Here is a 19,857-nt window from a genome sequence, read left to right on the forward strand (position 1 = left end):
CCCGAGAGTTTGGCGCGCAGCGCCTGTTTCCCAAACGTCCCTGACGACCACGTGACGGCCATGGCGCCCGGTATCCTGAGAGCGCTCCTGCGCGTCGTGTTCCGGCTTGCCTACCGGGTGGAGGTGCGCGGCCTGGACCACGCGCGCGCCGTCCGGGGCCGCGCCGTGATCGTCGCCAACCCGCAGTCGCGCCTGGACGCGCTGCTGATCGCCGCCTTCCTGCCCGGCGACGCCGTGCTGGCCGTGGAGCCGCACCGCGCCGGGCCGGGCTGGCTGCGGAGCTTGCTCGGCGCGTTCGGCACCGTGTGGCTCGGCCCCGGCGCCTTGCGCGCCCTGGTGTGGGCGGTGCGGGGCGGACGGCGATGCGTGATCTTCCCGCAGGGCTCCGCCGACCGTGGCGAGGAGTTGCCGGCGGTCTACGGCGTCCCGGCGCTGGTCGCCGACCGGGCCGACGCGCCGGTGCTGCCGGTGCGGATCGACGGTGCGGCGTTCACGCCCTTCGCCATCGGCGGGCACCGGCCGGCCGGGCGGTGGTTCCCGAAGATCGTGCTGACCGTGCGGCCGGCGCGCCGCCTGACGGTCGATCCCGACCTGCATGGACGGGCGCGGCGCATGGCGCTGGCCGGCGCGCTGTACGACGCGATGGCGGAGGCGTCGCTGCACGCCTACGACCGCGACCGCAGCCTCTTCGACGCGCTGCTCGACGCCCGCACGCGCTTCGGCCACGATCTGGCGATCCTGGAGGACGCCGAGCGCCAGCCGCTCACCTACGGCCGGCTGGTGCTGGCGAGCGTGGCGCTGGGCCGCGCGCTGACCCGCATCACCGCACCGGGCGAGGTGGTCGGCGTGCTGCTGCCCAACGCCAACGCGGTGGCGGTGACGCTGTTCGGGCTTCAGGCGTTCGGGCGGGTGCCGGCCATGCTGAACTACAGCATGGGGCCGGACGCGCTGGTGTCGGCGTGCGCCACCGCCAAGGTCCGCACCGTGCTGACCTCGCGCCGCTTCATCGCGCTGGGCCGCCTGGAGCGCATCTCCGAGGCGCTGGCCGCGCACACGCGGCTGGTCTATCTGGAGGACGTGCGCAAGGCGGTGCGGCCGCTCGACAAGCTGTGGGGCTTGGCGGTGTCGCGTGTGCCCTTCCTCATGCGCGGGAGGACGTCGCGCGCCGATGCCGCCGCGGCGGTGCTGTTCACCTCCGGCTCCGAGGGCGTGCCCAAGGGGGTGGTGCTGAGCCACGCCAACTTTCTCGCCAACGTGGCGCAGATCGCCGCGGTGGTGGAGCTGTGGCCGAGCGACCGGGTGGTCAACCCGCTGCCGGTGTTCCACAGCTTCGGCCTCACCGCCGGGCTGCTGCTGCCGGTGCTGACCGGCGTGCCGACCTGCTTCTACCCGAGCCCGCTGCACTACCGCGCGGTGGCGGAACTGGTGGCCGATCTGAAGGCGACACTGCTGTTCGCCACCGACACCTTCCTCACCGGCTACGCCCGTGCCGCGCCGGACGGCGAGCTGTCGTCGCTGCGCTACGCCGTGGCGGGGGCCGAGCCGGTGCGCGACGGCACCCGGCGCCTCTATCTGGAACGTTTCGGCGTGCGCATCCTGGAAGGCTACGGCGCCACCGAGGCGGCCCCGGTGCTGGCCGTCAACACGCCGACGCACCTGCGCCCCGGCACGGTCGGGCGCCTGCTGCCGGGCATCGAACACCGGCTGGAGCCGGTGCCGGGCGTCTCAGAGGGCGGGCAACTGGTGGTGCGCGGGCCGAACGTCATGCTCGGCTACTACCTGACCGACCGCCCGGCGGAACTGATCCCGCCGCTTCAGGGCTGGCACGACACCGGCGACATCGTCGCGATCGATTCCGAGGGCTATGCGCGCATCGTCGGGCGCATCAAGCGCTTCGCCAAGCTGGCCGGCGAGATGGTGTCGCTGACCGGCGTCGAGGCGCACGCCGCGCGGCTCTGGCCCGACGACACGCACGCCGCCATCGCCCTGCCGGACACCCGCAAAGGCGAGCGCATCATCCTGCTGACCACCCGCGCCGGCGCGCACCGCGAAGAATTCCTCGCCTTCGCCCGCTCCCGCGGCATCCCGGAGCTGACGGTGCCGAAGACCGTGCTGTGGGTGGAGGAGATCCCGACGCTGGGCTCCGGCAAGGCCGACTACCCGGCGGTCCGGCGCATGGCGGAGAACGCGTTGCGGGAAACGGACGCGCGCAAGGCCGGGGCTTAATGGCGCAGCGTCGCCAGCCACCCCAGGTCCTGCGCCGCGTAGGCCAGCAGCACCAGGGCGGCGACCATCAGCAGGTAGCTCATCAGGATGACCTGCCAGCCGCGCCCGGCGTGCTTGAGTTCCAGATAGTGCATGAGGATCTGGTAGCCCTTGAGCACCGAGGTCGCCAGCACGCCCGCCGCACCCAGGACGCCCAGCGTCTCGTGCGCGTGCCCCGCCCCGGCGTTGCCGACGAACAGCGCGGTGACGGACAGCCCGAGCAGCACGCCCCAGGCGATGGTCAGCCGATTGATGGCCATGGGGTTTTCCCTCAACGGATCAGGTAGACGATGGGGTAGAGGATCACCCAGATCAGGTCGACCATGTGCCAGAAGGCGGCACCGGTCTCCAGGTTCTCCTGGCTGTTCCAGCGGGCGACCACCAGCAGCAGGCCAATGCCGAACACCACGTGCAGCGCGTGGAAGCCGGTCAGCATGAAGTACATGCTGAAGAAATTGTCGCTGTCGATGGTGTAGCCGGCGCTGATCGTCGCGCTGTACTCGGTCAGCTTGATGACCAGGAAGATGCAGCCGACCGCCGAGGCGGTCATGAACAGGCGGCTGGCGCGGCCGGGATTGCCTTTGCGCCCGGCCTCGACGCCGCGTGCGGCGATGTAGCCGCTGGTCACCAGCACCAACGTGTTGAGCCCGCCGAGCATCCGGTCGAGGTGCGCCTGTCCCAGGTCGAAGGTCGCCGGATCGAGCGCGCGGGCGACCGCGAAGCCGATGAGGGCGGCACCGAACACCACCAGTTCGCTGAGGATCAGAATCCACATCATCAGGTTCCCCGGCAGGCCGGAGAACTCTTGTTGAGGGTGGGGGGTCAGAGTGGTGTCGGTCATGCCTCTCGCCTCTTGCAAAATTCCCTCTCCCCCTGGAGAAAGGGGTTAATGGCTCGTTCCCTCCGACAGGGTGATCTTGTTGTACACGTTGTATTTTCCGACCGGTTTGCGCATGCGCAAACGTTTGACCTCTTCGAAGGTCTTCGCGTCGTAGATCACCAGCGCCCCGTCGTCCTCCCATACGCTGACCAGCGCGTAGCGGCCGTCGCGGGTGAACTCCACGTGGGCGGCGGTCTTGCCCGGCTCCGGCGTGATGGTGCGGACGATCTCCAGCGTGCGCTTGTCGAGGATCGCCATGGTGTCCTTCTTCGGCCCCAGCATGGCGTCGGCCCAGGCGTAGTCGCTGTTCTCGTGGCTGCGCAGGAAGAAGCCGGGGCCGAGCGACTCGATCTGCTTGACCGTTTTCCAGTCCTGCATGTCGATGACGCTGATGGTCGAGCCCTTGAGGTGCTGCGTCGCCATCACCCGCCGTCCGTCGCGCATCCACGAAATGCCGGAGCCCAGATGCGGCATGCCCGGCAGATCGAGTTGCGCCTCCTTGCGCCGCGCGTCGAGGTTGATGACCTTGCCCTGCGACCCGTCGCGCGAGGCGCCGATCACGCCGCTGTAGTCGGCGCTGAAGAAGAAGTCGTCCAGCGGCTCGGTCATCTCGGTCCGGCGCAGCGCGAAGCGGCCGGCGGACTCCGGCACGCCCTCGTCCAGGCCCTTTTCGTAGGTGTGGACCAGGCCGGTGTAGACGGGGGGCGCGTCGTCGTTGGTGGCGATCTCCCAGATCTCCGGGATGTCCTTCAGGGCGACGACAAAGCTCTGGCGCGGCGGGGCGGAATAGACGGCGCTGACGCGCGAGGTCTCGCCCTTCTTGTTGGCGACCGGGATGATCTTGACGAGGCTGAGGTCGCGCGCGTCGAGCATCACCAGCGTGCGCGGCAGCGTGTTGCCGACCGCCACGAAGCGCCCGTCCGCCGACACCGCGATGTTGCGGGTGTTGATGCCGGCGCGCACCTCGGCCACGGTTTGCAGGCTGTAGAGGTCGTAGACCGAGATCCAGCCGTCGCGCGAGGCGAAATAGGCGAAGCGGCCATCGGGGGAGTACTTCACGCCGCCGTGCAGCGCAAAGCGGCTCTGGAATCGGGCCAGCGGCTCGAACTTGTCGCCGTCGAGGATGGTGACGTGGTGGTCGCCGGCCTCCACCACCGTGAACAGGTTCAGCGGATCGGCCTGGAACACCGGCTTGTCCGGCAGCTCGGCGCGGGTCTTGAGGACGATGTGCGAGCCCTTGATGTCGGCCTCGCCCCACTTCGGGTCGGCGTCCGGCGCCTTGAAGATGAAGGTGGCGAGGTCCTTCACCTGCTGCTCGTTCAGCTTGTCGGCGAAGGCCGGCATCTGGGTGGCGGCGCGGCCTTGCGCAATGACCTTGGCGGCCTCGGCCGGCTTCATGCGGCCGAGATTGTCGGGCAGCAGCGCCGGGCCGATGGCGCCCAGGCGGTCGCCGCCGTGGCAGGCCGCGCAGTGCTCGGCGTAGGTGGCCGCCGCGCCGTCGAGGGCCAGCGCGGTTCCGGGCAGCAGCGCCAGCAGGGCAGCGGTCAGCAGGGGCTTAAGCATGGGCGATCTCCTCGCCGGTCAGGTAGCAGCCGGGGTCTTCGGCCCAGGGGTCATCGGTGGTCTGGAAGGCGCGCACCCGCGTGTTGCCGTTGCAGATGCCGAGGTACGCACACGACGCGCAGCGCCCGGTCACCGGGCGGGGATGCTGCTTCAGCGCCGCCAGCAGCGGATCGGACAGATCGGTCCAGATGTCGCCGAACGCACGCTTGCGGACGTTGCCGAGGGTGTGGTCGCTCCACATCGTGTCGGGGTGAACGTCGCCCTGCGTGTCGATGTTGGCGATGTTGACGCCCGAGGAATTGCCGCCCCAGCGGCGCAGGATCTTTTCGAACGCCGCGGCCTTCTCGGGCAGGTGCTTGCGTACCCAATGCAGCATGTAAACGCCGTCCGCGTCGTTGTTCCCGGTGACGATCTCGCGGTGGCGGCCGGCCTGGGCGTCGGCGTACGCCGTCTCGATCAGATAGTCCATGGCCTGCCGCGTGGTCGCGTGCAGCGCGTCGCGCTCGCGGTTGGTGTTGCCGCGGCCGGCGTAGTTGAGGTGCGACAGGTAGAACTTCTCGATGTCCTCGGCCAGCATCAGGTCGAGGAGTGCCGGCATGTCCTGCGCGGTCTGCTCGGTCAGGGTCAGGCGGATGCCGACCTTGATGCCGGCTTGCCGGCACAGCCGAATGCCGTGCAGCGAGGACTGGAACGCCCCCTTGCGGCGGCGAAAGTAGTCGTGCGTCTCCTCCAGCCCGTCCAGGCTGATGCCGACGTAGTCGTAGTTGGCCGCCGCGATGGCCGCGATGCGGGTTTCGTCGATCAGCGTGCCGTTGGACGACAGACCGACGTAGAAGCCGAGTTCCTTGGCGCGGGCGGAGATGTCGAAGATGTCCGGCCGCATCAGCGGCTCGCCGCCGGACAGGATCAGCACCGGCACGCGGAATGCCTTGAGGTCGTCCAGCACACGGAAAACATCGGCCGTGTTCAGCTCGCCGGGGAAGTCGTGGTCGGCCGAGAAGGAATAGCAGTGCAGGCACGACAGGTTGCAGCGCCGCACCAGATTCCAGATGACGACCGGCCCCAGCGGACCGGACGACGGGTGCGGAGCCGCCGCGCGGCGCGGCGCCTCGGCCGGCGCCACCCCAGCCGGTGTAACAAGGGCGCGCATGTACTGGCTCAAGCGGAACATCGGACGGAGCTCTCCCTGCCGTTCATCCCATTGATACGGCGGGATCGGCAGGGGTTACTTGACCGAAGTCAGGTGGACGGGGACGAGCGCGTTCGTTGCCTTTTTCACAACAACATGTTCTGCCAAAGGCTCTTTGTCCCGCGCAGCAACTCCATTACCTCTAAGCGAACACGATATTTGGAGTTTCCCATGCCGCTCGACACCGTATCCCTCCAGCCTTCGGACGCCTCGAATCAGCAGGCGCTGGATCGGCTCTTCCTTGAGGCGCGGACCCACAACGGCTGGCTCGACCGTCCGGTTTCCGACAATGTGCTTCGGCAGGTCTACGACCTCGCCCGCATGGGGCCGACCGCGGTCAACACCCAGCCCATGCGCGTCGTCTTCGTCCGCAGCGCGGAAGGCAAGGAGCGCCTGAAGCCGGCGCTGGCCGCCGGAAATCTGGACAAGACCATGGCCGCCCCGGTCACCGCCATCATCGGCTACGACCTGGCGTTCGTGGACACGCTGCCGCGGGTGTTCCCGCACGTGGACGCGCGCCCCTGGTTCGCCGGCAACGACGCCATGATCCAGGAATCGGCGTTCCGCAACAGCTCGCTCCAGGGTGCCTACCTGATGTTGGCCGCCCGTGCGGTCGGCCTGGACGTCGGCCCGATGTCGGGCTTCGACGCCGCCAAGGTCGAGGCCGAGTTCTTCGCCGGCACGGCGATCAAGGCGAACTTCCTGGTCAACCTCGGCTACGGCGACGCCTCCAAGCTGTTCCCGCGCAGCCCGCGCCTGGACTTCGAAGAGGTGGTGACGCTGGCGTGAGGCGTTACCCCCGGATGCGCAGCCCGGTCTTCTTGAGGATCTTCGTCGAGTAGAGCACCGTGTGGCTGCGCACCAGGGGGCCGAGCAATGCGGCCATCTCCGCCATCCGCGCCTCGACCTGGGCGCGGTCGGTGGCGTGGACCATGGCGAACAGGGTGTACGGCCACTCCGGCGGCTTGGCCGGGCGGCGGTAGCAGTGGCTTACGTACTCCAGCGCGGCCAGCCGCTGCCCGGCCTCGTCGATGACGTCCAGCGGCACCTCCCACACGGTCATGCCGTTGGCGGTGTAGCCGAGCTTGTAATGGTTGGGCACCGCGGCGATGCGGCGGACGATGCCCTGCTCCTGCATGAACCGGAAGCGGGCGATCACCTCCTCCACCGGGATGCCGACCGTCTCAGCCACGGCGGCGAAGGGGCGCGCCACGACGGGAAGCCCCTCCTGCGTCGCCAGCATGATCCGGCGGTCGATCTCGTCGAGCAGCGGGGCTTCACTCATGCCTTGAACCTCAGGTTCAGGTAATACTCGGCGAGCTTGGGGAACGGGAAGACGGCCAAGCCGGTGCGCTCCTCGATGGCGGCGCAGACCTCCGCGACGCGTTCCGGCGCCTCGGTGGCGATGACGAACCACATGTTCAGCGCGTGCTCGCGGGCGTAGTTGTGCGCTACCTCGGGAAAGGCGTTGACCGCCGCGGCGACGCGGTCGAAGTCCCCCACCGGCACCTGCATGGCCGCCAGCGTCAATCCGCCGCCCAGGCGCTCGGCATGGAACATCGGGCCGAAGCGGCTGAGCACGCCGGCCGCCACCATCGCCTGCACGCGGGCCAGCACGTCGTCTTCCGACAGGCCCAGTTCCTCGCCCACCGCGGCAAAGGGGCGATCCACCAGCGGCACGCCGTCCTGCAAGCGGTTCAAGAGCGCGCGGTCGGTCGCATCCAACTCCATCACGCCCTCCGCGCGCCGTAGCACGGCGCCGTCTGCTTGAAGCGCCGCACAGTGAACAGCAGCTCGTGCCGCACACCGCCCAGCCCGCACGTCGCCGCGAGATCCGCGACGCAACGCGCCACTTCGTCCGGGTCGCGGCCGTGGATCATGGTGAACAGGTTGTACGGCCACTCCACGCCACGCCGGGGCCGCTGGTAGCACAGCGACACCCCGCGGCAGCCGGCCAGCATCTCGCCGGCCGAATCCACCGCGTCGTCGGGAATGTCCCAGACCACCATGGCGTTGGCGGTGTAGCCCAGCGCCTGATGATCGACGATCACGCCGAAGCGCGACACCGCGCCGGTCTCGGTCAGCCGGGCGATTTCGGTGATCACCGCGTCCTCGGACACGCCGATGTCCTCGGCGATGGCGAGGTACGGCCGCTCGACCAGCGGCAGGCCGCGGCGCAGCCAACCCAGCAGACGCTCGCGGGCGATCAGTTCCATAGCGGGAATCCCAAATCGAGGCGGTGGGCGCGCACCAGCGGGAACTCCTGCACCTCCAGGCCGGTGGCCTGTTCGATGGCGGCCATCACGCCGGCCACCCGCTCGCGGGTCGGTGCGGTGACGACGAACCACAGGTTCAGCCGGTGGGCGCGTTCGTAGTTGTGGTTGACCTCCTCGAAGCCGTCCACCAGGGCGGCCACCGCCTCCAGACGCTCGACCGGCACGGCCATGGCGGCCAGCGTCGAGGAGCCGACGCGGTGCGGCCGGAAGGTCGCCCCGACCCGCGCCACCGCTCCCTGCGCCTTCAGGCGTTTCAGGCGCTCCAGCACCTCGCCCTCGGAGCAGCCCAAGCGGTCGGCCATGGCGGCGTAGGGACGCGGGTCCAGCGGAAAGCCGCGCTGAAACTCGTCGAGCAGGCGGCGGTCGAGGTCATCCATGACGATCACAGCCCAATCTTATTGGCCCGCGCGGTGAACAGGATACCGCTCGGCTTGTCGGCCTTGAACTGCGACACCTCGTCCAGGGTGGCGGTGTCGTACACGCGCACGCGGTCCTGGTCGCGCACGGACACCCACACCGTCTCGCCGCGCGGCGTGAACTCGAAGTGCAGGACACCGGGGCCGGGCTCCAGCGTCTTCTGGACGCTCAGGCTCGGCACGTCGATCACCTGCATGAAGCCGTTGTCGGGCAGCGCGAAGTTCACCCACACCTGTCGCCCATCGGGGCGCGGCATGACGAACACCGGCTGGCCCTTCACCGGGATGCGGCCGACTTCGGTCCAGGTCCGGGAATCGACCACCAGCACCTCGTGCCGGCCGATGGCCGGCAGGAACATCTTGCCGTCGGCGAAGCCCCAGCCGCGCAGGTGCGGCATCTTGAAGACCGGCAGCGCCGGATCGCCCTTGCCGTAGCCATTGAGGATGCGCCGCACGCCCGTGTCGAGGTTCCACAGATCGAGCAGGGCCAGCCCATCCTCGCCGAACAGCCCGGCGATGTAGTGGCGTCCATCCGGGGTGATCAGGGCGTCGTAGGGCTGGGTGCCGACGTTCTTGAACTTGCGGACCTGCGGGTTCTTCGGGTCGGCGAGGTCCGCCACCCAGATCTCCCCGGCGTCGTACAGCGTCCACACGAAGCGCTTGCCCGGCGCGTCGGCCAGCCCGACCACCTTGGAACGCGCCCCGCCCTCGCCGTAGGTCGCGGGGATGTCGGCGATCTGGTCCAGCGTGTCGGCGTCGAAGATCTTCACGCCGCCGGGCTCATAATTCTGCACGGCGATCAGCGTGCCGTCCTGCGAGATAGACCCGCCGATGGAGTTGCCCGCCTGCATGACGCGCTTGACCAGCGTGTTGGTCAGGATATCCACCTTGGACAGCCCGCCGTCGCGGCCGAAGACGTAGGCGTAGCGCCCGTCGCGCGAGAACACCGCGGCGGCGTGGCTGAGGTCGCCCAGGCCGGCCACCTCGCCCAGAACGGTGCGGCCGGTGGTCTCGACCACCAGCACCTTGCCGATGGCGCGCTCGACGACGATGCCCATGTCGTTGGTTCCGCGCGGCTCGGCGGCGAGCGCGGGCGCGGCGATCAGCGAGGCGGCGAGGACGCCGGTCAGCATCAGCTTGTGCATCATTGCTCCAGTCCCCGGCGCAGGCGCGCGACCATCCAACGGGCTTCGGCTTCGGTCAAAAGGCTGCGCCACGGCGGCATCGGCGTGCCGGGAATGCCGTCCAGCACGACGTCGGCCAGCGCGTCCTCGGATTTGCCCGCCAGATGCTCGGGCAACAGCGGCGAGCCCAGCCCACCCTTGAAACTCATCCCGTGGCAGGACCCGCAGTCCTGGCGCAGCATGTAATCCAACTCCTGCTGGCGGGCCGGCGAAGGCTCGCCAGCCCAGGCCGGCGCCGCAACCAGCATCGCCAGCACGAACGCGCTACGCATGGACGGCCTCCCGCCGCGCGGGCTCCGCCACCGCCTCGAACCAGGCGAGCTGCGGGGCCAGCGACACGACACGGCCGATGATGATCAGGCACGGCGCCGGCAAGTCGGCGCCGGCCACGCGCTCGGGCAGGTCGGCCAGCGTGCCGGTGCAGACGATCTGCCGCTCGGTGGTGCCGGCGGCAACCACCGCCGCGGGGATGGCCGGGTCCATGCCGGCGCCGATCAGCTTGGCGCGGATTTCGTCGAGGTTCATCAGCCCCATGTACAACACCAGCGTGGTGTTGGGGTCGGCCATGCCGGCCCAGTCGTGCTCCAGATTCTGGTCGTCCTTGCCGTGCCCGGTGACGAAGCGCACGCCGGTCGCCAACCCGCGGTGCGTCAGCGGAATGCCAGCGTAGGCGCCGCAGCCGGTGGCGGCGGTCACGCCGGGGATGATCTCGAAGGGAATGGCGTGCTCGGCCAGCGCCAGGGCTTCCTCGCTGCCGCGCCCGAACACGTAGGGGTCGCCGCCCTTCAACCGCACCACCGTGCGGCCGGCCAGGGCGAGGTTTACCAGGATCGCGTTGATCTCGTGCTGCGGCACGGCGTGGTTGCGCGGCGCCTTGCCGACGAAGACCCGCTCGGCGCGCGGCGGGATCAGCGCGACGATGCCGGGGCTGACCAGCCGGTCGTAGACCACCACCTCGGCCGCCCGGATCAACCGGTGCGCCTTGACGGTCAAAAGGTCCGGGTCGCCCGGCCCCGCACCCACCAGATACACACGCCCGCCGGTCATGGCTTTCCCGCTCGCTGGTGCATGGAGGCATGGCCTCCCCTATGGCCGGTATGCTCCATCAAATCGGCAAAACGGTGCTTGACCGTTGTCAAGTCGAGGCGGCGCCCGCGTCAGGGCTCGACCACCACCTCGCCCTTCATGTGCGGGTGCGGGTCGCAGTGATAGGGGTAACGGCCGGGCTTGGCGAAGGTGCGGGCGTGCGTGTCCTCCGGCATCAGCCGCACGGAGCGCTCGCCGTCTTCGAAGATGACGTCGTGACTGGTGCGCTTCTCGGCGTTGATCCAGACCACGGTGTCGCCGGGCTTCACCGTCACCTGCGCGGGCTCGTAGGCGTTCTTGTCGATGCGCACGGTGACCTCCGCCGCACCGGCGGGGAGCGAGACCGCGAGCAGCAGGGCGGACAGGGTGATTCGTCGCATGGAACCATCCTTACAAAAGGAAAAGGGGGCGATGCCTAGCATCGCCCCCCAGTGTAACCAGCCTGATCCGTGCAGCCTACTGCTTGACCGCGTTGATGCCGGCTTCGGCGTTGTCGAGCGCCAGCTTGTAGTCCACCGAGACGTGGTGGAAGCGGGCGTTGGTGTGGTCGTCGTGGATGGCGAAGCCGATGGTGTAGGTCTTGCCCGGCTCGATGCTGATGTCGCCCGGCTTGTCGGACGTCAGCTTGCGCACGATCGTCACCGTCCAGATGCCGTCCTTCAGCACGCCCTGGCCGCTGGCGCCCTGGCCGCCGGTCATCACGCGCTCCGACGAGACGTAGCCGTCTTCTACCGTGTTGCTGCCCGACTTCCAGCGCAGCAGGTCGAGGAACACGCCCTGGTCGAGCAGTGCCTTCAGCTCCTCCGGCGACTTCAGCTTGTCGCCACCGCCGCGCGGGCTGTCCTTGATCGAGATCGCCGTGCGGGTCTGCGGCAGGTACTTGGTGAAGCCGGCACCGGCCGGGGCGTCGGGCATGCTGCGGGCGTCGTGGTGGCAGGTGCTCCAGCAGCCCGAGCGGTCGGCGTCCTGCACCGTGCCCTGGTCGATCATCATGGCGAGCTTGACGGAGTTCTCCGGATCCATCTTGCCGCCCTCGACGAACGGCGCCGGGGTGTGCGGGCTGGCCGGCCACTGGAAGCGCAGCATCAGGTTGGTGCCGTCGTGCGCCGCCTGCACGGTCAGCGGGATCGAGCCGGGCTTGCCGGGGATCGGCGTGGTCTCCGCCTTCTTGCCGGCCACCATCTTGGCGCCCATGTCCGCCTGCTCGCCCTCGTGGCAGCCGGAGCACTGCTCGCCCTTCTTGAAGGCGCGCGCACCGCCGTGGTCGGGGCCGTTCTGGATCCACTCGAACGAGGTCTGGCCGGGGAAGAACAGCGTCACCTTCTTCTCGGCGACCTTGCTCCAGTCGATGGCCGGGATGTCGGCCGACGCCGAAGCCCCACCGGAAGCCGGCGCGGCCGGGGCAGCAGCCGGAGCCGGGGCAGCAGCCGGAGCGACGGCCACGGGCGCCGGAGCCGGAGCGGGGGCCGGGGCGGGGGCCGGAGCAGCGGCGGGCGCGACGGCCGCGGCGGCCTGCACCGGCTTGGCCTTGCCGGCGTCGGCGACCTTCTCTTCGTCCTCAAGCAGCTGGTGGACCGGCTTGTGCGCGATGCCCTTGTGGCAGTCGATGCAGGTCATGCCATCGGCCCTGGCCATCTCGTGCTGCTTCTTGGCGCGCTGCTTCTGCTTGTCGGCGGCCATGCCCTCGAAGGAGTGGCAGTTGCGGCATTCCAGCGAGTCGTTCGCCTTGAAGCGCGCCCACTCGTGCTTGGCCAGCTCCAGGCGCTTGGCGTCGAACTTCTCGGGCGTGTCCACGCTGCCGAGCAGCCAGTGGTACACCTCGTTCGAGGCCTGGATCTTGCGCATGATCTTGTGCACCCAATCCTTGGGCACGTGGCAGTCCGGACAGGTGGCGCGCACGCCGGTGCGGTTCTGGAAATGGATGGTCTTCTTGTACTCGGCGTAGACGTTGTCCTTCATCTCGTGGCACGAGACGCAGAAGTCCAATTGGTTGGTCGCCTCCATGGCGGTGTTGAAGCCGCCCCAGAAGACGATGCCCGAGACGAAGATCACCGCGGCACCGACCATCGTCGCCCCGAAGATCCTCAGACGGCCGAGACGGGCCCAGAGTGTGCCCAACGCCATGTTACCACCCATTCGCATTTATTCGAAAGAAAGGGCGGGCAAGGTTGCCCAATTGCCCGCCCCCATTGTCCGGTAGGAAGCCTACCCGGCCGAAGCCGGGTAGGTATTGACCGCAGTCAAGCTCAATAGATGTCGTGCTGGGTGTTCAGCACGTTGAACTTGCCGGTCGGCGTGATCAGCTTCGGATCCTTGATCACGGTCTTCAGCTTGCGGGTCTTGTCGTCCATGACGACGATCGCCGACGGGTCGGTCTTGCCGGCCCAGATCGAGAACCACACCTCGTCGCCCTTGGCGTTGTACTCGGCGTGGACGACGCGCTTGGTCGCCTTGGTCTCCGGCAGGTCGGCCAGCTTGGCGATGTTGATGACCTCAGGCCCCTTGTCGAGGTTGGCGATGTCGTACACCGACACCGACTCGGCCAGATCACGCTCCGGGTGCAGCGGGGCATCGGCCCAGAGGTTCTTCGACTTCGGGTGCGTCTTGACGAACAGCGAGCCGGCGCCGTGGTTCTTCAGTTCGGCGACGACCTTCCAGGCGTTCTCCTTGTGCTTCTCCGGATCGGTGCCGATCAGGGTGATCACGTCGGAGCCCAGGTGCGAAGTCGCCCAGACCGGACCGAACTTCGGGTGAACGAAGTTGGCGCCACGGCCCGGATGCGGCTTCGGCTTGGTGTCCACCAGGGCGGCGAGCTTGCCTTCCTTGGTGTCCACGACCGCGACCTTGTCCGACGCGTTGGCGGCGACCAGGAAGTAGCGCTTGGACGCGTCCCAGCCACCGTCATGCAGGAACTTGGCCGACTCGATGGTGGTTTCCTTGAGGTTCTTGATGTCGGTGTAGTCGACGAGCTTGATCATGCCCGTCTCCTTCACGTTGACCACGAACTCCGGCTTGATCGGCGACGCCACGATGGAGGCGACGCGCGGCTCGGGGTGGTAGGTGCCGTCGACGGTGTTGCCGCGGGTCGAGACGATCTTCAGCGGCTCCAGCGTCAGGCCGTCCATGATGACGTACTGCGGCGGCCAGTAACCGCCGGCGATCGCGTACTTGTCCTCGAAGCCCTTGAACTTCGACGTTTCGACGGAGCGGGCGTCGAGGGCGGTCTTGATCGTCGCGACGACCTCCGGCTTCTCCATCCACAAGTCGATCATGTCGAGCTTGCCGTCGCGGCCGATCACGTAGACGTAGCGGCCGGACGCCGAGATGCGCGAAATGTGCACCGCGTAGCCGGTCTTGACGATGTTCCAGATCTTGTGCGTGTCGCCGTCGATGAGGGCGACCTCGCCGGTGTCGCGCAGCGTCACCGAGAACACGTTGTCCAGGTTGACGCTGTTCATCTTCTTCGTCGGACGCTTGTCCGGCGCGATGACCACCTTCCAGGAATCCTTCATCTCCTTCATGCCCCACTCCGGCGGGGCGTCGGGAGCCATCTGGATGTAGGTGGCCATGCTCTTGATCTCATCCTTGCTCAGGATGTCGTCGAAGTTCGGCATGCCGCCTTCGGTGCCCAGGGTCAGGATCTTCTCCAGACGCTGCTGACCGAGCTTCTTGGTCGCTTCCGGCTCGAGGTTCTTGCCGGTGGCGCCCTTGCGCAGCACGCCGTGACATCCGGCGCAGCGCTCGAAGTAGATCTTGGCGCTCGCGTCCTTCACGTCCTTCGACAGCGACGGGTCCGCCGACTGAGCCGAAGCGGAAACCGGCGACAGCGCGAGCAGCGCCGGAAGCGCCACTGACGCGGCCCAAAAGGCCCGACTGGTCCACCGCATACTTATTCTCCTGGATATGTGGCCATTACAGATCCGCTTATACGGCCGGCCAAGCACCTGAATCTTGACTTCGGTCAACCTAGCGAGCCGCTTTGTTATTGCGGCGCGGCCGAACAACAGGGGCGCCGAAGGCGCAGGATTCCCACCGCTGTTTTGCAAGCGTCTGCCGCGCTCCGAACACCCCGGCGCCCGTGATCGGCCCGGTCATGCCGTCGGAGCCTACGGCGCCGGCTGCGTCCATCGGCTTGACCGCAGTCAAGGATGCGGTGTCTCAGATGGTGATTATGGGAACACCCTGGCGATGGTGCCCGCAGTCGCGGCAGCCGCCATTCGGAACTGTGAGCCCCTCCGTACACCAGGGCAGGAGGGGATCTCGCATGCATACCTTGCAACAAGGATCCACGCGATGACGGAGCGTTTTACAAAGGCGGCAGCGCGGAACATCTTCTTCGGCGGCTCGCTCTTCTTCTTCGTGGTGTTCATCTCGCTCGTCGCGATGAGCCACGGTTATATTCTGACCAAGGGCACGGATGTTGCCACCCTGACCGACAGCGTCGCGCGCGGCAAGCATGTCTGGGAGAAGCATTCGTGCATCAACTGCCACTCGATCCTCGGTGAGGGCGCCTATTTCGCGCCGGAGCTGGGCAACGTGTGGGTCCGCTACGGCGGCGACAAGGACCCGGAAGGTGCGGCCAGCGCGCTGAAGGGCTGGATGGCGGCTCAGCCCTCGCGCGTCGAGGGTCGCCGGCAGATGCCGCAATTCAACTTGTCCGAGAAGGAGCTGGACGATCTCGTCGCGTTCCTGAAGTGGACGAATTCCATGAATACCCAGAACTGGCCGCCCAAGATTTCCGGCTAAGGAGGTGTGAGCATGAAATACGCAACGCAAAAAGTCGCCCTGCCATACTTCGCCGGAGCTTTGCTGCTCTTCGTCGTACAGGTTCTGGTCGGCATCCTGGCGGGCGCGGTGTACGTTATGCCGAACCTGCTGTCGGAGCTGCTTCCCTTCAACATCCTGCGCATGATCCACACGAACGCCTTGATCGTGTGGCTGCTGATGGGCTTCTTCGGCGCCGGCTACTACCTCATCCCGGAAGAGTCCGAGCGTGACATCCACAGCCCGACGCTGGCCTACATCCAGTTCGGCCTGTTCATGTTCGGCGCGCTGGCCGCGGTGGTCGGTTACGTCTTCCGCATCCACGAGGGCCGCGAGTTCCTCGAGCAGCCGCTGTGGATCAAGGCCGCCATCGTGGTCGTGGCGCTGATGTACCTCTACAACGTCACCATGACGGTGTTGAAGGGCCGCAAGACGGTCATCACCAACATCCTGCTCATGGGACTGTGGGGCATCGCCATCTTCTTCCTGTTCTCGTTCTACAACCCGTCGAACCTCGGTCTCGACAAGATGTACTGGTGGTTCGTAGTCCACCTGTGGGTCGAGGGTGTGTGGGAACTGGTGATGGCCTCGATCCTCGCCTTCCTCATGATCAAGATGACGGGCGTGGACCGCGAGGTCGTCGAGAAGTGGCTGTACGCCATCGTCGGTCTGGCGCTGTTCTCGGGCATCCTGGGCACCGGCCACCACTACTACTGGATCGGCACGCCGGGTTACTGGCAGTGGATCGGCTCGGTCTTCTCGACGCTGGAAGTGGCGCCGTTCTTCGCCATCGTCGTCTTCGCCTTCATGATGGTCTACAAGGGTGGCCGCAACCACCCGAACAAGGCCGCCATGCTGTGGTCGCTGGGCTGCTCGGTGTTCGCGTTCTTCGGCGCCGGCCTGTGGGGCTTCCTCCACACGCTCGCCCCGATCAACTACTACTCGCACGGCACCCAGGTCACCGCGGCGCACGGCCATCTGGCTTTCTACGGCGCCTACGTGATGATCAACCTCGCGATCATCTCCTACGCCATGCCGCACCTGCGCCAGCGTGAGCCGTACCACCAGGTGCTCAACATGTGGAGCTTCTGGCTGATCAGCGCCGGCGTCGCCTTCATGACCTTCGCCCTGACCGTCGCCGGTGTTGTCCAGGTGCACCTGCAGCGCGTGCTCGGCATGGGCTACATGGAAGTGCAGGACCAGCTCGGCCTGTTCTACTGGATGCGCCTCGGCGCCGGTGTCGCGGTCCTGCTGGGTGTGGCGCTGTTCGTCTACTCGGTCCTCGGCCCGGTGTCGTCGTCCAAGTCGGCTCGCGTCAGCAGCCTTCAGCCCGCCGAATAACCGGGTCCAAACCGGTCTCTCGTCAGGAAACCCCGCCGGTGCGAACCGGCGGGGTTTTTCCGTTTCCGGCCACCCCGCTTGACGATGGTCAAGGGGTACTGGACCACGCTGGTCAAGTATGTCCCAGCACCTTGATTCCCGGAGATTTCCGATGCCCGTCACCACGGCCGTCCAGGCCGACAGCGCCGCCCCGTACTACCAGCCCATCGGCGACGAGTGCGAGCTGTTCGAGCACGCTTACCGCCACCAGCTCCCCATGCTGCTGAAGGGCCCGACCGGCTGCGGCAAGACCCGCTTCGTCGCACACATGGCGGCCAAGCTCGGCCGGCCGCTGTACACGGTTTCCTGCCACGACGACCTGACCGCCGCCGACCTGACCGGGCGCTACCTGATCAAGGGCGGCGACACGGTGTGGGTGGACGGCCCGCTGACCCGCGCGGTGCGCGAGGGCGCCATCTGCTACCTGGACGAGGTGATCGAGGCGCGCAAGGACGTCACCGTCGTGCTGCACCCGCTGACCGACGACCGCCGCATCCTGCCCATCGACCGCACCGGCGAGACGCTGGTGGCGCCGGACAATTTCATGCTGGTCGTCTCCTACAACCCCGGCTACCAGAACGTGCTGAAGGCGCTGAAGCCCTCGACGCGCCAGCGCTTCATGGCGATGGAGTTCGACTTCCCGCCGGCCGAGCTGGAAATCGACGTGGTCGCCAAGGAAAGCGGCCTGCCCGCCGCCAACGTCGCCCCGCTGGTCCGCCTCGCCAACGCGCTGCGCGACCTCAAGGGCCAGGATCTGGAAGAGGGCGTCTCGACTCGCCTGCTGGTCTACTGCGCCACGCTGATTCGCTCCGGCATCAAGCCGGACCGCGCCATCCGCGCCGCCATGCTGGAGCCGCTGACCGACGACACCGACGTCCGTCAGGCGCTGCTGCGCGTCGCGCAGATCACTCTGGGCTGAGACGGGGGCTAACCGCCATGGGCATGTTCGAGCCGGAGGAGTTCGTCGGACGCCACTGGCACCGTCTGGTCGGCAACCGCTCCAGCTACCCGCACCACCCCGAGGCCGCCGTGTCGCTGGAGACGTTGCGGCACCGGCTGGCGGTGTTCTACCGCGGTCTGGGCGGCGACCACGGCGTGCGGCTTGCGGCCGGCGCCAAGGCGGCGTCCGGCCACCGGCTGTCGCTGCTCGACCGCATCGGCCTGGGCACGGAGAAAATCGACAAGGCGTCGCTGGACGGTGAGGTCCTGCAACTCCCCCCCAGCATCGCCCTGTTCCCGGAAGCCCGGCTGAACGAGCTGCTGTACGAGTGGCTGGCGGCGTTCTTCGCGCACGCCGAGCCCCTCGGCGCTCGCCCCGAGGATCCCTTGCAGGCCGACGTGCAGGCGCTGCGCGCCGCGCGCACGGCGGTCCGCCGCGCCATCGCGCGCTGGCCGGGGCTGCGCGTCATCCACGCCGAACTGGCCATCGCCACCCTGGCCGCCCGCCCGAAGCGCAAGCTTCCCAAACAGGAAGCCGAAGTCGAGGCCGCGGTGCAGGCCCTGCTGGCCGACCCCGACTCGGCCGCCGGCCGTTTCCTCGACGAGTCCGTCCCGCTCGCGTCCTTCAAGGCGGAGCACGGCTACCAGCCCTTCCTCCCCGTCCCGCTGTGGGGCGAGGCGGTGAACCGCCCGCCCAGCGCCGCCGTCGAGCACCCCGACGACGCGGACCCGGAGTCCGCCAACGGCGAGCAGAAGGACAGCCAGCGCCGCAAGGCCACCCGCCGGGACAGCGACCAGAGCAACCGCGACGACCCGTTGATCCTCAACCGCTTCGACACGGTGATGTCGATCGCGGAGATGCTGAACCTCAACCGCAAGACCGAGGACGACGACCAGGACGGCGCCCAGAAGGCCCTCGACGAGACCGACGAGATCGCGCTGGGCACCAACGACCGCAAGGCGTCGACCAAGCTGAAGCTCGACCTGGACATCGCTCCGTCAGCCGTCGACACCACGCCGATCCGCGCCGAGATCACCTACCCGGAGTGGGACTACAGCCGGGGCGTCTATCACAAGGATTACTGCCGCGTGATCGCCGGCCCGGCGTCGGAGGAAGGTGAGGAGTGGGAGCCGGACGACGCCTCGCGCCGCCGCATCCGCGCCGTCCGCCGCCAGTTCGAGGCCCTGCGCCCGCGCCGCATGATCTTCCCCGGCCAGCCGGACGGCGACGAGGTGGACCTCAACGCGCTGGTCCGCAGCCACGCCGACAAGCGTGCCGGCGGAATCGCCAACGAGCGCGTCTATCTCCAGGTCCGCAACGCCCTGCCCGACCTTGCGGTGGCGGTGCTGGTGGACGTGTCGCTGTCCACCGACTCGTGGATCGAGGACCGCCGCGTGCTGGATGTGGAGAAGGAGGCGCTGCTGGCGCTGGTGCACGGGCTGACCGCCTGCGGCGACCAGCACGCGGTGTTCGCCTTCACCTCCAAGAAGCGTTCGTTCGTCAACGTGCAGACGCTGAAGGACTTCGACGAGACGCAGTCGCCCAGGATCGACCGGCGCATCCAGGCGCTCAAGCCCGGACACTACACGCGCATCGGTGCGGCACTTCGCCACGTCACCAAGCGTCTGGCCGAACGGCCGAACCGCCAGAAGCTGGTGATCCTGCTGTCGGACGGCAAGCCGAACGACATGGACCACTACGAGGGCCGCTATGGCATCGAGGACACCCGCAAGGCGGTGATCGAGGCGCGCAAGGAAGGCTTGGCGGTGTTCGGCATCACGGTGGACGCCGAGGCGCGGGACTATTTTCCGACGCTGTTCGGTCGCGGTGCCTATGCGATTTTCCCGCACATCGGCCGCCTGACGACCGCCCTGCCGGCGCTGTACCGGCAACTGGCGCGCTGATTTCCGGCGA

At 67.9% G+C, this 19,857-nt stretch carries 20 protein-coding genes; 6 read left to right on the plus strand and 14 right to left on the minus strand.

From position 1 onward, the window contains the following. Positions 1-60: 60 nt before the first annotated feature. Positions 61-2,226 (plus strand): AMP-binding protein, encoded by a 2,166-nt coding sequence (locus tag ACSVDD_RS12815; RefSeq protein ID WP_448189750.1) that lies wholly within the window; start codon positions 61-63, stop codon positions 2,224-2,226. On the opposite strand, the gene ACSVDD_RS12820 is transcribed toward ACSVDD_RS12815, so the two are convergent. The 4 genes from ACSVDD_RS12820 to nirJ are packed head-to-tail and all read right to left on the minus strand — an operon-like array spanning position 2,223 to position 5,879. After that, positions 2,223-2,525, minus strand: coding sequence for a cytochrome C oxidase subunit IV family protein (locus ACSVDD_RS12820; protein ID WP_448189751.1), 303 nt, complete (start codon positions 2,523-2,525; stop codon positions 2,223-2,225). The two genes, ACSVDD_RS12815 and ACSVDD_RS12820, sit on opposite strands and share 4 nt — an antisense overlap. An 11-nt stretch (positions 2,526-2,536) precedes the next feature. Then, on the minus strand, positions 2,537-3,106 hold the full coding sequence (locus ACSVDD_RS12825; RefSeq protein WP_448189752.1) for a cytochrome c oxidase subunit 3 family protein: 570 nt from the start codon (positions 3,104-3,106) through the stop codon (positions 2,537-2,539). Positions 3,107-3,151: 45 nt separating this feature from the next. Further along, on the minus strand, positions 3,152-4,708 hold the full coding sequence (locus ACSVDD_RS12830) for a cytochrome D1 domain-containing protein (protein ID WP_448189753.1): 1,557 nt from the start codon (positions 4,706-4,708) through the stop codon (positions 3,152-3,154). Then, a complete protein-coding gene (gene nirJ, locus ACSVDD_RS12835; protein WP_448189754.1) occupies positions 4,701-5,879 on the minus strand; it encodes a heme d1 biosynthesis radical SAM protein NirJ in 1,179 nt (392 codons plus the stop codon). Before nirJ ends, ACSVDD_RS12830 begins: the two co-directional genes overlap by 8 nt. A 189-nt stretch (positions 5,880-6,068) precedes the next feature. Between nirJ and ACSVDD_RS12840 the strand changes: the two genes are divergently transcribed. After that, positions 6,069-6,686: a malonic semialdehyde reductase gene (locus ACSVDD_RS12840; RefSeq protein WP_448189755.1), complete on the plus strand. Its 618-nt coding sequence runs from the start codon at positions 6,069-6,071 to the stop codon at positions 6,684-6,686. Between the two features lie 4 nt (positions 6,687-6,690). Here the strand turns inward: ACSVDD_RS12840 and ahbB (ACSVDD_RS12845) are convergent, their stop codons facing one another. The 10 genes from ahbB (ACSVDD_RS12845) to ACSVDD_RS12890 form a co-directional block, all read right to left on the minus strand. Next, complete coding sequence (gene ahbB / locus ACSVDD_RS12845; RefSeq protein WP_448189756.1) at positions 6,691-7,182, minus strand: siroheme decarboxylase subunit beta; 492 nt, start codon at positions 7,180-7,182, stop codon at positions 6,691-6,693. Continuing rightward, positions 7,179-7,628: an Lrp/AsnC family transcriptional regulator gene (locus ACSVDD_RS12850; RefSeq protein ID WP_448189757.1), complete on the minus strand. Its 450-nt coding sequence runs from the start codon at positions 7,626-7,628 to the stop codon at positions 7,179-7,181. Before ACSVDD_RS12850 ends, ahbB (ACSVDD_RS12845) begins: the two co-directional genes overlap by 4 nt. Further along, positions 7,628-8,113, minus strand: coding sequence for a siroheme decarboxylase subunit beta (gene ahbB, locus ACSVDD_RS12855; RefSeq protein WP_448189758.1), 486 nt, complete (start codon positions 8,111-8,113; stop codon positions 7,628-7,630). The genes ACSVDD_RS12850 and ahbB (ACSVDD_RS12855) overlap by 1 nt, the downstream gene beginning before the upstream one ends. Continuing rightward, positions 8,104-8,550, minus strand: a complete 447-nt coding sequence (locus tag ACSVDD_RS12860) for an AsnC family transcriptional regulator (RefSeq protein WP_448189759.1) — start codon at positions 8,548-8,550, stop codon at positions 8,104-8,106. Before ACSVDD_RS12860 ends, ahbB (ACSVDD_RS12855) begins: the two co-directional genes overlap by 10 nt. A gap of 5 nt (positions 8,551-8,555) precedes the next feature. After that, positions 8,556-9,737, minus strand: a complete 1,182-nt coding sequence (locus tag ACSVDD_RS12865) for a cytochrome D1 domain-containing protein (protein ID WP_448189760.1) — start codon at positions 9,735-9,737, stop codon at positions 8,556-8,558. Further along, on the minus strand, positions 9,734-10,045 hold the full coding sequence (locus tag ACSVDD_RS12870) for a c-type cytochrome (protein WP_448189761.1): 312 nt from the start codon (positions 10,043-10,045) through the stop codon (positions 9,734-9,736). Before ACSVDD_RS12870 ends, ACSVDD_RS12865 begins: the two co-directional genes overlap by 4 nt. Beyond that, the gene (cobA, locus tag ACSVDD_RS12875; RefSeq protein ID WP_448189762.1) at positions 10,038-10,820 is read right to left on the minus strand and encodes a uroporphyrinogen-III C-methyltransferase; all 783 of its coding nucleotides are present in this window, start codon (positions 10,818-10,820) and stop codon (positions 10,038-10,040) included. The genes ACSVDD_RS12870 and cobA overlap by 8 nt, the downstream gene beginning before the upstream one ends. 110 nt (positions 10,821-10,930) lie before the next feature. Next, the gene (locus ACSVDD_RS12880) at positions 10,931-11,239 is read right to left on the minus strand and encodes a cupredoxin domain-containing protein (protein ID WP_448189763.1); all 309 of its coding nucleotides are present in this window, start codon (positions 11,237-11,239) and stop codon (positions 10,931-10,933) included. Between the two features lie 76 nt (positions 11,240-11,315). After that, the gene (locus tag ACSVDD_RS12885) at positions 11,316-12,983 is read right to left on the minus strand and encodes a NapC/NirT family cytochrome c (protein WP_448189764.1); all 1,668 of its coding nucleotides are present in this window, start codon (positions 12,981-12,983) and stop codon (positions 11,316-11,318) included. 122 nt (positions 12,984-13,105) lie between these two features. Continuing rightward, positions 13,106-14,746, minus strand: a complete 1,641-nt coding sequence (locus tag ACSVDD_RS12890; RefSeq protein ID WP_448189765.1) for a cytochrome D1 domain-containing protein — start codon at positions 14,744-14,746, stop codon at positions 13,106-13,108. 406 nt (positions 14,747-15,152) lie between these two features. Between ACSVDD_RS12890 and ACSVDD_RS12895 the strand changes: the two genes are divergently transcribed. The 4 genes from ACSVDD_RS12895 (at position 15,153) to ACSVDD_RS12910 (ending at position 19,847) form a co-directional block, all read left to right on the plus strand. Further along, entirely contained in the window at positions 15,153-15,605 is a 453-nt protein-coding gene (locus ACSVDD_RS12895; protein ID WP_448189766.1) for a c-type cytochrome, read from the plus strand. Between the two features lie 12 nt (positions 15,606-15,617). Next, a complete protein-coding gene (locus tag ACSVDD_RS12900) occupies positions 15,618-16,964 on the plus strand; it encodes a cbb3-type cytochrome c oxidase subunit I (protein ID WP_448189767.1) in 1,347 nt (448 codons plus the stop codon). A gap of 151 nt (positions 16,965-17,115) precedes the next feature. Continuing rightward, entirely contained in the window at positions 17,116-17,922 is an 807-nt protein-coding gene (locus ACSVDD_RS12905) for a CbbQ/NirQ/NorQ/GpvN family protein (RefSeq protein ID WP_448189768.1), read from the plus strand. 17 nt (positions 17,923-17,939) lie between these two features. Then, complete coding sequence (locus ACSVDD_RS12910) at positions 17,940-19,847, plus strand: nitric oxide reductase activation protein NorD (protein WP_448189769.1); 1,908 nt, start codon at positions 17,940-17,942, stop codon at positions 19,845-19,847. Positions 19,848-19,857 lie beyond the last annotated feature (10 nt).

Source organism: Azospirillum terrae (assembly GCF_053470425.1).